The sequence below is a fragment of the Paenibacillus arenosi genome (genome assembly GCF_014841135.1).
GTDB lineage: Bacteria > Bacillota > Bacilli > Paenibacillales > Paenibacillaceae > Paenibacillus_B > Paenibacillus_B arenosi.
The window spans coordinates 15,665-31,437 of the sequence record NZ_JACYTN010000018.1; the positions used below are offsets into that span (position 1 = coordinate 15,665).

The 15,773-nt window shown below is 42.7% G+C and carries 8 protein-coding genes; 6 read left to right on the forward strand and 2 right to left on the reverse strand.

The features are described from left to right. Nucleotides 1-44 precede the first annotated feature (44 nt). Complete coding sequence (locus IFO66_RS17410; protein ID WP_192026389.1) at nucleotides 45-1,076, forward strand: quinone oxidoreductase family protein; 1,032 nt, start codon at nucleotides 45-47, stop codon at nucleotides 1,074-1,076. Nucleotides 1,077-1,242: 166 nt separating this feature from the next. Here IFO66_RS17410 and IFO66_RS24250 read toward each other — a convergent pair whose 3' ends face one another. Next, nucleotides 1,243-3,450 (reverse strand): galactose-binding domain-containing protein, encoded by a 2,208-nt coding sequence (locus IFO66_RS24250; RefSeq protein ID WP_192026390.1) that lies wholly within the window; start codon nucleotides 3,448-3,450, stop codon nucleotides 1,243-1,245. A 1,271-nt stretch (nucleotides 3,451-4,721) separates the two neighbouring features. Here IFO66_RS24250 and IFO66_RS17420 point away from each other — a divergent pair. Beyond that, the gene (locus tag IFO66_RS17420) at nucleotides 4,722-11,489 is read left to right on the forward strand and encodes a non-ribosomal peptide synthetase (RefSeq protein WP_337913308.1); all 6,768 of its coding nucleotides are present in this window, start codon (nucleotides 4,722-4,724) and stop codon (nucleotides 11,487-11,489) included. A 104-nt stretch (nucleotides 11,490-11,593) separates the two neighbouring features. Next, on the forward strand, nucleotides 11,594-11,953 hold the full coding sequence (locus tag IFO66_RS17425; protein WP_192026392.1) for a protein kinase: 360 nt from the start codon (nucleotides 11,594-11,596) through the stop codon (nucleotides 11,951-11,953). A 219-nt stretch (nucleotides 11,954-12,172) separates the two neighbouring features. Here the strand turns inward: IFO66_RS17425 and IFO66_RS17430 are convergent, their stop codons facing one another. Continuing rightward, nucleotides 12,173-13,201 (reverse strand): LLM class flavin-dependent oxidoreductase, encoded by a 1,029-nt coding sequence (locus IFO66_RS17430; protein ID WP_192026393.1) that lies wholly within the window; start codon nucleotides 13,199-13,201, stop codon nucleotides 12,173-12,175. A 298-nt stretch (nucleotides 13,202-13,499) separates the two neighbouring features. On the opposite strand from IFO66_RS17430, the gene IFO66_RS17435 reads away from it, so the two are divergent. The 3 genes from IFO66_RS17435 (at nucleotide 13,500) to IFO66_RS17445 (ending at nucleotide 15,759) form a co-directional block, all read left to right on the forward strand. Beyond that, entirely contained in the window at nucleotides 13,500-14,267 is a 768-nt protein-coding gene (locus tag IFO66_RS17435; protein WP_192026394.1) for a tyrosine-protein phosphatase, read from the forward strand. An 81-nt stretch (nucleotides 14,268-14,348) separates the two neighbouring features. Further along, nucleotides 14,349-15,104: a YveK family protein gene (locus IFO66_RS17440; protein WP_192026395.1), complete on the forward strand. Its 756-nt coding sequence runs from the start codon at nucleotides 14,349-14,351 to the stop codon at nucleotides 15,102-15,104. After that, entirely contained in the window at nucleotides 15,079-15,759 is a 681-nt protein-coding gene (locus IFO66_RS17445; RefSeq protein WP_192026396.1) for a CpsD/CapB family tyrosine-protein kinase, read from the forward strand. The genes IFO66_RS17440 and IFO66_RS17445 overlap by 26 nt, the downstream gene beginning before the upstream one ends. Nucleotides 15,760-15,773 lie beyond the last annotated feature (14 nt).

Consider the following 15,773-nt stretch of genomic DNA (forward strand, 5'->3'; position numbering starts at 1 on the left):
ATAGGAATTTATCTATCTGTACTTACACTAGGAGGGCAAACCTTATGAAGCAAGGAGATTGTAATGTGCAAACAGCTTGGCAAGAGAGTGTAAGAGCAATGGTTCATGAACGGGTGAATGGTTCAGAAGGGCTTTGTTTGCATGCAACTGTGAATAAGCTGCCCAAAGCAGGTGAAGTAAGTGTGCGAATTCAAACAGCAGGATTAAATCATCGTGATCTATTTATTATGAAGGAACGAAGAGACCTTGAACGGTCTGTTGTGCTCGGCTCAGATGGAGCGGGTGTCGTAGCTGCTGTAGGAGAGGGAATTGAGCATATCCAAGTTGGAGATGAGGTGATCATCCATCCTACTTTGAATTGGACTCGTACAAATGAGATGCCTCAGATTCTTGATATTCTAGGATATCCATCGGACGGTACATTTGCGGAGTATGTCGTCGTGCCTGTTACTTGTATTGAAAAGAAGCCTGCATATCTGACTTGGGAGGAGGCCGGTGTACTTCCATTAGCCGCACTCACTGCTTATCGTGCTTTATTTACACGCGGGGAGTTGATATCAGGTGAACATGTGCTCATAACGGGAATTGGCGGAGGGGTAGCCACTTATGCTTTAATGATGGCTAAAGCTGCAGGAGCGAAAGTAACGGTTACGTCCCGAAGCGAGGAAAAGCGATTGCGAGCTTTGGGGCTAGGAGCGGATCGTGTGTTAGCCAGTGATTGCGATTGGAGCGAGAGCTTACACGGTGAGCCGGTCAACTTAATTATTGATAGTATTGGTCCTGCGGTGTTTACGCAATTTTTACAAGTATTAGCTCCAGGTGGGCGAGTTGTTCAATTCGGGAGATCTTCAGGGGACAAAGTTGAGATTTCGTTGTCCACGCTGTTTCGCAATCAGTATAGTATTTTAGCAACTTCGATGGGAAGTGCAGAAGAGTTTTGTGAGATGCTTCAATATATAGAAACACATCGAATTCGCCCTGTAATCGATAAAATATACCCATTGGAACAAGCCGTCCAAGCTTTTAAACGAATGGAGGCAGGGGAGCAGTTTGGGAATATTGGATTGAAAATGTAAAATGGGTTATTTAGCAAGATGGCTCTTGTAGTAGTGAAGGATATGAGCTATTAAACTAATAAGTTGCTCAATGCGTTCTGTGCAAAGGCATATAAGCATTGTGAAGGCTCCGTCCAGTACATATAGACGGAGCCTTCGGAGTTACTTGTATAAGTTTGCAACGATATTAATATACTTCTAGCTCATTAATTCGAACATAACCCTGTTGGTGGCTTGGCCCTAGTAACGCAGAAACACGGATTTTGGTCGTATTAACAGCGTTAAAGCTGTGCGTACGATGGTTAGCTGTATTACCTGTAACCGTTGCTAGCTGCACCCAAGCCGAACCATTCCAATATTGTAGATCGTATTTGGATATAGCATAGGTAGCGGTTGTATAGAGATCAATTCGGTTAATCGATCGCGATTGGCCGAAGTCGACATAAACATATTGTGGTAGAGGTGTATGCTGGTTATTAGCCCAGCTATGACTCTGCCCGAGCGCAGTATTGCGATCGCCATCCTTTATTTTAAGAACAGAATATCCAGGGAAGGTGGAATCAGCAGAAACGGTTGCTGTTAAAGCATAGTTAGTATTGTTTGTTGGTGGTTTTTTCTCGAGCTTAACTAGATTCCAGCGGAATTCAAACAGTTTAAAGTATTTGTTGAGCACAGTAGCTTCACCTTTTACGAGAGCGTCGATGGTGAGAGAGAAGTGGGAGGACACATTCGTGTTACTTGTCCATTTTCCCTGTCCTTCTATCCCGGCAAAGACGCTTACGGCTATAACTTTTAACTTCGCAATTTTCAAGCTGACTTCAGCTTTTACGCCAGCCCAAGCTTTAATCTGCCCTTCGATATTGTGGGTGATGTTGAGATATCTCGTGGTATTTGCATATGGTTTAAATGAAATGGGTATCCAGAAGAAGTTCTTGCCTCTAATCCCTGCTTCAACGAAGTAGCCCTGATCAACGACAAACTCAAATTTAACGCTGCCATCGACACCAATAACTAAAAATACGCCTACAGAAGCACTTGCTAAATTTCCTGCCTTAATGTTGAAGCCGAAGATGGGCACTTTTACTTCTTTGTGGAATTTGGCCTCGCCCTTGAGGGTAACTTTCGCTTTTTCACCTGCAGTAAACTTCACATCGTATTTTTTGCGGTTATAGACAGCCGATACTTTAGGGAATTGTAGGGTGATGCTGCCGCTAGCTTCTACATACACTTTGCCGTTCGTGCCGGTCTGATTTATGAGCACTTTGTTGAAGTTACAAGTGAAATCATTGCCGACTTTACCGCAGCCCGTGGAAGTTGGGGATAAGACAGTGAGATCATGGTCTGCCAAAGCCATTTTTTCTGCCGGATATACGATATTGGATTCTGCTATTTCTACCGTTTGCTCTGGGATATCGTAATATTCGAGCAGTTCGTCAAGTGCTGGCGCTGCATAATCAACTCTAAAGCTCGTTCCATCTTGGAGCACCTGCGATATTTTGATTGCTTTATTGCTTGCTTCATCGAAATAAATCTTGCCCGCAGCAAGGCTTGGCGTAATTTGTCTATATTCTTCCTGAGTCAGAACAAAGCTTCCAGATTCAGCTTCGTCTTCGAAAATGTTCTCTTTAATATCTAAGCGGTTTTTGACACTAGCAGGCATTACTGCTGTTGTGCTCTTTAATTGATGGGTTACGTTGCTAAACGAGCCAACACTTGTAATGGGGTTAGCTATACCTGAAGAACCATCTGGATTGATGATGAATTCGAAGCGGAAGTAAGCATCCTTCACAGGAGTCGAGTAGTTGGTATCACCTGGCCAGATCCATTTTGCAGCTGTATCAGCTGGCATACCTACCACATACTTGTCCCACGGAGTTATCCCGTATGACCCGAAATCTTTCGCGCGCTGCCATGCTGTGTCGTTAAAATCTCTCAAATGCCATCCTTCCGTAAAAGTACTTGTTGACTTCCAGTTAAAATCCGTTGTGAAAATATCGTCTGGACCTGCATTGATTTCAGCGAGTAGACCAGCATAGATTCCGAGGTCTTTTGCTTTAACTGCGATAACGTTTTTACCTTGTGTCACTTTTAGTGGGAATGTACCGGCTTGTTTCCAGTTAGTACCCGCACCAATTCTGATTCCGTTATGGTATACCTCGAATTCATCATCCGCAGTCAACGTAATGCTTGGCTCACCTGGTGCAACAGCAGTAGGAGCAATAAGTGCATCTGGAGCAGTAGGAATAAGAGTGCCATCAGGAAGATAGGTAGCATCAGTTACAGTTATGGGAGGAGCAACATAAGCCAGAACTTGCCCTCCAACCATCGTGATAATTAGCGTGACAAGCATAAAAGACATTAGCCATTTTTTAAATAAAGACTTCGTTTGTTCCACTATCATTACCTCCTAAGAATATGGTGCGTCTGAGCTTCAAATGCATCATGTTCGTAATGAAGGGGGATGTAGGCATCTTGAAGAAGCATCAGTCTACTTGAAAATAGAAGATGAGCAGATCGCCATGACTGTAACTGATAGATGTAAACTTGGAGTGTAAATATATCGAAGGAAGGGGGTGAAAATAGTTCAGAATTGTAGGACTATGTCATTTCAATTGAAAACGCAGATTACTTATGGCATCCAGCAGTGTAATTATCTTGACTGTAATGGGAGTAGATGTAGAGGAGTGAATAAGTTTTATAAAAAAATATTATGTAAATCATGCGGCAATCAAACGTTGCATATGGACAAAATGAAGTTCGAAGCGGGGAAGATTACGCTTAAACGGTTAGAAAACTCCTAGATGGATGAACGAAAGTCTAAACGTACAGCTGAACTAGATTTGTTCCATGTTAAAAGGTTTCACCTCCCAGCTAGATAGGCTAGCCAACTTTCGACAAAGTGGGAATTAACTGTGACCTTCCATTAGGTGTCCACTCTATATGTTGCTGGAACGCGATGGTGTTCGTTGCACCCTCACTTAAAGATAGGTTGTTCCAAGCAGTGGCGTCAATTATGGAATCGCTTACATATATCGTTAGTTGACAAAACTGTTTTCTGTGAAGCTTGCCAACAGCATAGCATATGGATGGATAAATACGCTAGATCAAATCTAATAAAAATCACTAGAATAAGAGTTTTTTTGATTATACATGTAATGGATTCGTGATGAATATGTCACAGATTTAATAATTGAAATGATTATATTCCATCAATGTCATAAAGGTGTATGCAGATATGAAGAAGTTAGGGGGGGTTATAGTAGTCAGCAGACAATTGAGATTTTTGTCACTTTTTGTCGTATTAACAGGTGGATTTCTGACTGGTTTCCACAATTTACGTTAAGATTTCATATTGATTTTACATATACTGTTTTGCGGAAAGTATAGTTCCAAAGTATGATAGTGTAAATGAATACAGCTCTCTTCCTGTTCTCTAAGCTATTTATTCTAGAGAACGGTGTCATACATAGTAAATATGATAGTTCATTCGTTTTTGTCGATATTTGTCGTATTTTTAACGAGTACAACATGGATGAGAACAACATTTCACCACTATAACGGGAGGCTAGTAAACAAAATTAGATTCATTAAGAGTATTGATATATGAGTATATTCACATATGAATCTAATTATGTATAATCAGAGGGGTTGAACGCTTTGCCTGTTGTGGACGTAACAGTTGATAGATTACGCGGATATGAGGCGTGTACGTATACAATTTCCGAAATGGCTGCTGAAGCTATACGTTCCATTAGTGATATGCAAGACTTATCACCAGAAGCTGTTGCATGTACGGCTTGGGGGGCTTTATTGACACGGCATTTCAACTTAAATGAGATAAGTTTGTATGTTGCGGCATGCGAGAAACCAGATCATAGTGAAGTCAATGTTAGCGAAGATAGAATAACCAAAAACATGCTAGCGGAGATGGAAGTCGGTATTCAAAATTGTGGTCAAGATCAGCATACAAATCATAGACCTGTTAAGAATTCAGCCTCTACCTATTGTTGGATAAGTGATTTAAACAATACTCCTTCCAATACGACTTTGGCCGAGCTAGAAGCAGATCTACACTGCCAATTCATTTACAAATACGGCGATGCAGCACCACAGCAGCTTTTAATCTATAGTAGATTGAACAAATTACAACACTCAACTACTGAGCAACTGAAAAATCATTGGGAACAGCTCCTTATACAGATGGAGAAGCATCCTAGCAAACGTCTTGGTGAGTTGAAAGTGTTGACGCAAGCAGAAGAACATCAAGTCGTTGCGCTGTGGAACGATACATCGGCGGCTTTTCCAAGATTTCAAACCATTCCAGCGTTGTTCGAAGAACAGGTTCGGAAGAAACCGAATCAAGTGGCAGTTATGGACAATGAGATTGAGATATCCTATTTTACTCTTAATGAAATGGTTAACCGATTGGCGCATCGACTTCGCCATCTAGGCGTGGAAAGAGAGCAAAAGGTGGCCATCGTAGCTGAGCGTACCGTACAGATGGTTATTGGCATTTTAGCTATTCTGAAAGCAGGTGGGGTGTACGTGCCCATCGATCCCGATTATCCACCGAAGCGTATCGAGTACATTTTGCAGGATAGCGGAGCACAGCTTGTACTGACCAACGGGCATTTTATTGAAGGGCTGTCGATGGGAAATAAGGTAGTAAAGATCACTTCTTCCGATTTAGACGTTGAGCCATCAAGCAATCCTGAGCCGGTAAATGAGGCGACAGATCTCATTTATTTGATGTACACATCCGGCTCTACGGGGATGCCCAAAGGAGTAATGGTCACACATCGCAATGTGGTTCGACTTGTAAAGAATACGAACTATGCAGCATTTGGAGCGGATGACTGTATTTTGCAGACAGGTTCGCTTGTGTTTGATGCATCTACCTTTGAAATTTGGGGAGCTTTATTGAATGGATTGCGACTCGTTTTAGTAGACAAGGCTGTTATTTTGGATCCGGTTCAGTTGGAAGCTGCTATTCGTCGACATCAGGTTACGATAATGTTTTTAACTACTGCGTTGTTTATTCAATTGGCAGATCGCAACCCTAGTCTGTTTCTACCTATTAAACAATTATTTATCGGTGGAGAGCTGATGAGTCCGAGGCATATGCTGCGGGTGGCATTAGAGAGTGCCCCAATTGCGCTGGCTAACATTTATGGTCCGACTGAAAATACGACTTTTTCGACTTGGTATGAATTTGACAGCAGCGCAGAGGGAGTAATTCCTATTGGGAAGCCAATTGCGAACTCTACTGCTTATGTTGTAAATAAGTACGGTCAACTTCAGCCAATTGGTGCAGTTGGTGAACTGTGGGTCGGAGGCGAAGGTGTTGCCCGCGGTTATGCCAATCGAGCTGATTTGACGGTCGAGAAGTTTATAGATAGTCCATTTGTATCCGGCGAGCGACTATATAAGACAGGTGATTTAGTAAGGTGGCTTCCAAGTGGGAATTTGGAATTCGTAGGTAGATCTGACCATCAGGTCAAGATTCGCGGCTATCGGATGGAATTAGGAGAAATTGAAGCGTGGATTCAACGGCATGAGTCAGTAGTGGAAACGCTTGTCATTGATTTTGAAGAAACGTCAGGTCAAAAAGCGCTATGTGCTTACATCGTTACGCAAAATGAGATGTCCGCTAATGAGATGCGTTCATACTTGGCTAATCATTTACCTGACTACATGCTCCCGAGTTACTATATGTTCTTAGAGCGAATGCCTCTAACGATTAACGGTAAAATTGACCGTCAGAGGCTGCCACAGCCTGAAAAACAGGGCCGAGAGCTGGGTAATTATATCGCTCCACGCACAGAAACCGAGCAAATGTTAGTAGGCATTTGGGAAGAGGTGCTAGGTTGTAATTCCATTGGGATAGGGGATCATTTCTTTCACTTAGGCGGTCATTCACTGCAAGTTTCACGCATGCAGGCGATAATCGCGAAAGTCTGTGGATTGACCCTTACCTTTAAGCAGATCTTTGAAGCGCCTATACTTCGGGATATGGCACTGCAAATAGATCAGCAGGGTCAGCAAGCTGGAGTTGAGATTCAAGCAGCTGCTGAAAAGCCAATGTATACACTTGGCTCAGCACAGCGTCGTATGTTCGCTTTGCAGCAGCGTGAAGGTAATGGTACAGCTTATCATATTCCACTATTGTATCAAATGGAAGGTAAGCTTGACCGCATACGATTGTTCCATGCATTGAAGCAGCTTATTGTGAGACATGAGGCCCTGCGTACATCATTCCATTATGAGAATGGCGAAATTGGTCAGCGAATTGCAACTGTAGAAGATATTGTATTTGAAATGGATTACGAGGATCGAACGAGTGAGCAGTTGAATGAGCAGTCGCTTACTGAGTTAGCATTATGGTTCAAACATCGGTTTGATCTTCACGAAGCACCATTAATGAAAGCGGCGATGGTGTCATTTGCAGGAGAAGAGCATCTTTTTTTGCTGGATATTCATCATATTGTATTTGATGGTACTTCATTGCGCATCTTTGCCGAAGAGTTGTGCGCATTGTACGCTGGCAACGGATTACCTGCCGCTAGCATGCAATTCAAAGATTATGCCGAGTGGCAAGCCAACGTTAATTTGGATGTACGGGCAGAACAGTATTGGTTACATGTCCTTGATGGAGAACTACCAGAGTTAAACTTGCCACTTGATTTCCATCGACCAAGCATACAGTCGTTCGAGGGTGAGGTTGTTCGTACACAATTATCCGTTGAACAGACAGTTGCATTGCGACAATTTGCTAAGGAACGGAACTGCACGATATACATGGTATTATTGTCTGTTTATCATGTTCTGTTGGCACGATATGCGGATACAGAAGATGTCATTGTAGGTTGTGTGGCAGCATCTCGCACACGTGCGGAATGCAAGGACATGATAGGGATGTTCGTGAATACGCTGCCGATTCGATCTTATCCAGAGGCATCCAAATCATTTGCTCATTTCTTAGAAGAGATGAAGGATTCACTGCTGCACGCTTATGAATACCAGGATTACCCATTAGAGCGGTTGTATGAAAAGATACAGTTTAAACCTGATTTGAGTCGCAATATGCTATTCGACACGGTTTTTGTTATGCAGAACATAGGCGGCATAGACATTCAGCTGCCAGGTGTAACAAGTACAGAAGTACCTGTTCACAATGGTACATCTAAGTTTGACATAACCCTAGAAGCGATAGAGCAAGCCGGAATCGTGTCACTTACGTTCGAATATGATTCAAAGCTGTTTACGTATGAAAAAATAGCGCGTTTTGCAGCTCATTTCGTTCAATTGGTGCAAGAAGTAACGGTCAATGCTGAACTGGCAATTGGTCAATTGAATATGTTGACATCGATAGAACGTAAGCAGATTATAGAACAATTTAATGACACGGCTAGCGCGTATCCGCGTGATGCTTCTGTCGTTGAGTTATTTGAGCAGCAAGTGTTGAGAACACCGAACAAAGTGGCTGTAGAGTGTAAGGATTGCAAGCTTACCTATATGCAATTGAACCAGAAAGCGAATCGATTGGCACATTACTTGCGTAGTAACGGCGTTGCAGCAGAGCAAGCTGTAGCCTTATTTACGGAGCGTTCGGCTGACATGATCGTAGGTGTGCTTGCCATTTTAAAGGCTGGTGGTGCCTATGTACCGATTGATCCTGATTATCCTGTGGAACGAATGCAATATATGCTAGAAGACAGCAGAGCATTATTGGTGTTGTGTACAGGGGAACTAATTCATCGATTGCCGACTACAGTAAATACGATTGTAATGGATGACCTTAAGCTTAATGAACATCCAACAGAGAATGTTGGCGAGGTATTCGGTCCTAATCAATTAATTTACATTATGTATACTTCTGGATCGACAGGTAAACCGAAAGGGGTTATGATAACCCATCGTAATGTGATTCGTCTCGTACAGAACACAGACTATGTTCAGTTTCAACCAGACGATTGCCTATTACAAACAGGTTCGCTTGTGTTTGATGCGTCAACGTTTGAGATATGGGGAGCATTATTGAATGGATTGCGTCTCGTGCTTGTAGATAAGACAGTTATTTTGGACGTTGACCAATTAGGCGAGGCCATCCGACAGCATCAAGTTACGATAATGTTTTTGACTACAGCGTTATTCATTCAGCTTGCTGAACGAAATCCGAGTGTGTTTGTACCGGTAAAGCAGTTGTTTGTTGGTGGCGAATCGATGAGTTGGAAACATTTTGTGCGAGTTGCAGAGCAATGTGCACCGATTTCATTGTTCAATATTTACGGACCGACCGAGAATACAACATTTTCAACATGCTATAAGCTTCAACATGAGGTGGAAGGGTTAAACCCTATTGGTAAGCCAATTGCCAATTCGACTGCTTATGTCATGAATAGCACTGGTGCCTTGCAACCAATAGGTGTTTATGGCGAGCTGTGGGTTGGTGGTGATGGGGTAGCCAAAGGATATCTGAATCGTGAAGATCTGACGAAGGCTTCATTTGTTAATAGCACGCTAGGAACGGATGAAAAGCTCTACAAGACTGGCGATATAGTGCGTTGGCTGCCAAATGGGCATCTAGAGTTTCTTGGTCGAAAAGACCATCAAGTTAAAATTCGTGGATACCGCGTAGAGCTAAGTGAGATTGAGCAATATTTCCGCAATCATGAGCAAGTTAGCGAAGTATTGATCGTTACTATTGAAGAGGAAGCAGGCTCAAAGTCATTGTGTGCTTACATTGTCGCTGATCTAGACATCACGAGTAAAGATCTATATGACTATGCGTCAGCGTGCATGCCTGAGTATATGATACCAACGCATTACATTTTTCTCGAGCAACTGCCTTTGACGATGAATGGGAAGATCGATCGTGCAAAGCTGCCTTTGCCTAGGGAAAAAGGATCCTCATTTTTAGATAATTGTGCTGCTCCTGCAAATGAGAAAGAGCACAGACTTGCAAAGTTGTGGCAGGAATTGCTTGGTATAACGGAAGTAAGTGTGGAGGATAACTTCTTCCAATTGGGTGGTCATTCTTTGAACGCTATTTCATTAATTGCGAAGTTGAAGCTCGACTATGAAGTGGAAGTCAGCGATGTTTTTCAGTATCCGACGATTCGTCAGTTGGCCAAACAGATAAAGTACCGTCCCAATCATATGAAGGACAAGTTATCGCAGCTTCGTGAACGTGCGCAATCTGAATGGAGTAGTGGCACAGATCAGAATGAACGGTTGGAAGTACAAAATCATCAATATATGGAACGTATTGCGCTGTATAATGAGCAAACGTCTGTTGTTACTCTACATGAGTCAAACATATACAGCAACGTATTAGTGACAGGTAGTACTGGCTACTTGGGAAGTTACCTTTTACGCGACATTATCGAGCGGACAGATGCTCAAGTTACTGCAATTGTGCGTGGCAATTGTACGGAGCATGCCAGAGAGCGACTTTATGCAAAGCTAATCTACTACTTTGGCTCTGCATGGGTTCACTGTTTTAAAGAACGAATTCATGTTATTAACGGTAACTTGTCTGTACCTCGGTTTGGCATGGGGGATGCAGATTACTATCAATTAGCAGCAGAAGTAGATTGCATTGTCCATGCAGCTGCGAATGTAAAGCACTATGGACCTTATGAAGCGTTTGAACGTAATAACGTCACGGCAACGAAGCACCTGATCCAATTTGCCTTGGACGTGCAGTCGAAGGTGTTCCATCATATTTCGACGATGTCGGTCGGGATGGGAACGATTCCAGGTAAAGAGGCCATCTTATTTACAGAAAATGATCTAGATATTGGTCAACAATTCGATAACTATTACGTAAATACGAAGTTCGAGGCCGAGAAAGTTGTGCATGATGCAAGAAAGAAAGGACTTATTGCGAATATTTATCGTATTGGTAACATAGTATTTGATTCTGAAAGTGGTAAATTTCAGCAGAACATACAAGACAATGCGTTCTATAATAGTATGAAATCTTATATGCAGCTTGGTGTCGTACCGAAAACAGAAGCAAACATAGATTTGTCTTTTGTTGATCAGGTCAGCCTTGCACTCGTTACTATATTTAATAAGCCGGCGCTCTATCAACGCACATTTCATCTATTCAATCCCAATTTCGTTACTATGACTGATCTGGTAACCAATTGTGAGGGATATGAAGTGGCAGAAACGTCGTTTAAGGAATTTCTAGATGTACTTTATGATCAGTATTGTCTAGGTGTTCATTCAGAGGCCATTGAAAATATATTGCTGCATAACGGCTGGATGGCCGAGAATCAGAACAACACCACATTCAAATTGACTGCAAAGTTTACTACATCAACGTTGGCACAGCTTGGGTTCCGGTGGGATGCTCCGAATCATAAACATATTTCTGCAATGCTGTGGCACTGTCGTGAGGTTGGATTTTTACCATTAGGGTAGTTGGAAGGTTGACTATTCCAATGTGAAAACATAGATAGAGAAAACCATATTTTAAATATAGATCATGGATATTGAGATAACTCACACTAGGGGGGATTACTGATATGTTTGAAGTAAGTTGCGATGTGTCTAAAAATCGACTTTACATAAAGCTAGAAGGTATGATGAGTATGGAAGAGGCAAGAGAGTATGAAAAAGCCCTTTATGCGTGTGTAAGTCAAATGCAGGATGGATACACGCTCTGCTTTGATATGGTGAATGCACAGCCAGGTAAGTTAGAGGTTAATAACTCGCTTGCTGACATGCGCGCTTATATGGCTGAAAAGAAAATCAAAAGCACTGCCATGATTGTCGGTAATGTGCTCTCGAAGCTGCAATTGACTCGTCTGCTTAAAGAGATTGGCGGTACTTGCAACGTTGTTCAAAGCTATGAAGATGCAGAGAAATATCTTGATTCTTTATAAGAGCGAGTATATTTTATAATACATGTTAATGAATAGATTCGTAGACTTACCCGTTTCATTCGAATGAGCAGTTTTTATTTTTGAGTAGACATATGGAAAAGAGGGTACAGAAGCTAATTTCTGCACCCTCTTTTTTTTGCGACTTACACCATAAAAGTAATAACCTTCACTTCTCCGGCTTCCTCATATGAGATAGACGCATTTACTTCATATTCAAATCTATTCCGTGCGAACGTTTGACAGCAACTCAAATGAACGAAGCCTTGCGTCATGGTCATAAATTTGACTATTGAGCATAATTTCATTAGCATTTGTTGCCTCTAACAGCTCGTTTAGTTTGCGTTTAACGGTTGCTGGGCTACCGATAATCGATGTTGAGAGCGTCCGCTGTACAAGCATTTTTTCGTACTCGCTCCAATGCTCATCCATACTGTCCACAGGAGGCTGCAACTGCTGTGGCCTATTGCGAATAAGGCTCAAAAATTGCTGCTGCGCTGAGGTAGCCAATCGTTCTGCTTCTTCATCGGTATCCGCTGCTATAGCATTGACCGTTACGATAACATACGGTGCATCCAACACTTCTGATGGTTGGAAGTGGTTCCGATACACTTCTAGAGCAGGGCGTGTATTTTCAGGCGAAAAATGGCTGGCAAAGGCAAAGGGAAGTCCCAGATCCCCGGCTAGTCGCGCGCTGAAACCGCTTGAACCAAGTAGCCAAATTGGTATGTGGAGGCCTTCGCCAGGCACGGCGCGAACCCGATTCTCAAGTGGTGAGGCAGGCCGCAAATAATTTCGCAGCTCATCCAGCAGCTCAGGGAATTCTTGCCCATTGCGGCCTGTATCGCGACGAAGTGCTTGTGCTGTAAGCTGATCGCTACCCGGTGCTCGACCTAAGCCTAGATCAATGCGGTTCGGGTAGAGGGATTCTAACGTACCGAACTGTTCTGCAATAACGAGTGGAGCATGATTGGGCAGCATAATACCGCCTGATCCTACTCGGATAGTCGTCGTATTTGCGGCTACATGCCCGATAAGTACGGAAGTTGCTGAACTTGCTATACCAGGCATATTATGATGTTCCGCCAACCAATACCTTTGGTAGCCCCATGCTTCTGCGTGTCGTGCTAAGTCTACAGTTCGCCGAAAAGATTCGGCAGCCGTACTGCCTTCAACGATAGGAGATAGATCCAATACGGACAACGGAATATGTGATAGAGATTTGTTAGTCGGTTGTGATGGTTGTTCCATATGTTATAGGTCACCTGCTCTCTAGGTAATCGCTTTATGGCATGTTCATAACGAAATCATAAATGTAAGGAATGAATGGCTATCTACTCACATTTTAGCTTAATACCAGTAATGTACTAACAATTATAAAGTAAACATGGAGTTGTGACAACATAGCTGCACCAATCCATGATAGACCATAACTTATAACGTGAATATTTTTATTGATGGGGAATGTAATCCGAGATCATAAAGAAGAAGCCTTGTCTATATACATAACTAAACAGTAGATTCGTCGATGAGGAGAGTCAGGAATGCAATGATTGATATACACACTCATATTCTTCCGTGCCTTGATGATGGAGCCCCTTCGCTTGAAGTTGCTGTATTAATGGCACGAATTGCATATGCACAAGGTATAAGGGCTATGATTGCAACTCCTCATCATCGGAACGGAAGATACCGTAACGAAGCCGATGTCATCCATTTGGCCACTGCACGTTTGAATGAAGAGCTTCAGCAGCAAGGTGTCGATGTAAAGGTATATGCAGGTCAAGAAATTCAAATGTACGACCGTCTGTTGTTGGATTGGATGGAAGGCAACACACTGCTCTCATTGCATCACTCCAAATACATATTAATCGAGCTCCCAGCTACCCATATTCCTTCCTCCTGTCGGGATTTGTTCTATGAGTTGAGGTTGCTTGGACATGTTCCAATTATTGCTCACCCAGAGCGCAATGCTGGGGTCATGCAGGATTTAGCTCAACTAGGTGAGCTTGTTCGTGAGGGGGCACTTTGTCAAGTAACAGCCAGTTCATTAACAGGTAGATTTGGTTCGAAAATTAGGAAATTGGCATGGAAATTGTGCAAACAAAACTTGATTCATCTTATTGCGTCTGATTGCCACAATTGTCGTTCAAGGCCGCCTGATCTTGCTAAATCCTATCAGCAAATAGAGGAAGTGCTGGGCGAGCATTACGTTCAAAGTTATAGGCTGAACGCGAGTAATGTCTTGCAAGATAAAGACATCGCTGTTCAGGAGCCTGTGCTATCAAGTTCAATATGGCGCATGTCTCGGTATTGAGACTGCAAACCCTAAATGATTTGACACCTCATGGGTTATCGTCATTTTGGAGGGCTCAATCGATGTGATAGGAGGATGAGTATGGAGCTAGGCATTAAAGAGATATTGCAAATTATTCGTAAGCGAAGCTGGTGGTTAGGTAGTATTGTTCTACTCGCTTCTATAGGTGCAGGGCTGATCAGCTTCTATCTATTGCAGCCTAAGTATGAAGCCAGCAGCCAAATCATTATTAGTTCAACCGATGCGACGGGCCAGTCCTCGATAAGCATCAATGAAGTGAATATGGATTTAAGGCTCATTGACACCTATAAAGAGATATTAAAGACTGTTGCGATGATGAAAAAGGTGACAGCGACTTATCCTGATATTGATCAAACTCCTGAACAATTATCTCGCCGTGTAGAAGTGAACTCCGCAAGTTCAACACAAGTAATAACACTCTCTTATCAGCATGAAAATTACAGCCAAGCAGCGAAGACGGTGAATGCCATTGTACTCGCATTTCAACGTGAAATACCTTCTCTGATGAATATCGATAATGTATCCATACTAGGTCTTGCTAATGAAGAAGTAGTTCCCGCGCCAGTTAGTCCCAATATCGTATTTAATGTAGCAGTTACCTTTATGATCGCATTGGTAGGTGGGATCACGCTGTTTATTTTAGTTGAGGTGTTGGATGACACCGTGAAAAGTGAGGAGGAGCTGGCACTTCTGCTCAACTTGCCTGTACTAGCAACGGTACACATCATCCGAGAGACGAAGCTTATCAAACCGAACATAGCGACTATTCATGGGGAAGGAGCGGGGAGCGATGTCACGATTGACGCGAAAGTCTAAAATGATAACGGCATATAACCCGCTGTCTCCGATCTCAGAAATATATCGGACACTGCGAACCAATATTCAATTCTCCTCGATCGATTGTCCCATGAAGTCCATTATGATTACTTCCGCCCGAGAAGGGGAAGGGAAATCTACAACACTTGTAAATGCAGCAGTCGCCTACGCACAGTCCAATATGAAAGTCGTTATTGTTGATGCGGATTTGAGAAAGCCGACGATACATGAATTTTTCCAATTATCCAATCGAGTCGGTGTGACGAATGTATTAGCTCAGCAAACTAGTTTGGAAGAGGTCATTTTGGAGAGTGGCATTCCGAACTTGAAGGTGATACCCGCAGGGACAATTCCTCCAAATCCATCAGAGCTGCTGTCCTCACCAAGCATGACGACTTTTGTGACAGAACTTAGTGAGCAGTACGATCTTGTATTTGTTGATACTCCGCCAGTTCTACTTGTAGCAGACGCTCAAATTATGGCTGCCAAATGCGATGGGGTGCTGCTAGTTGTCCAGTACGGGAGAATAAAGCGTGAAGAGATACGAAAAGCAAAATCGAATCTTGAATTGGTCAATGCGAATTTACTAGGCACAGTACTTAACCAGTATAAATCGAAGGTGAGCAGTCGGTATCACTACTATAGGGAGTCATAAATAAGCACACTGTG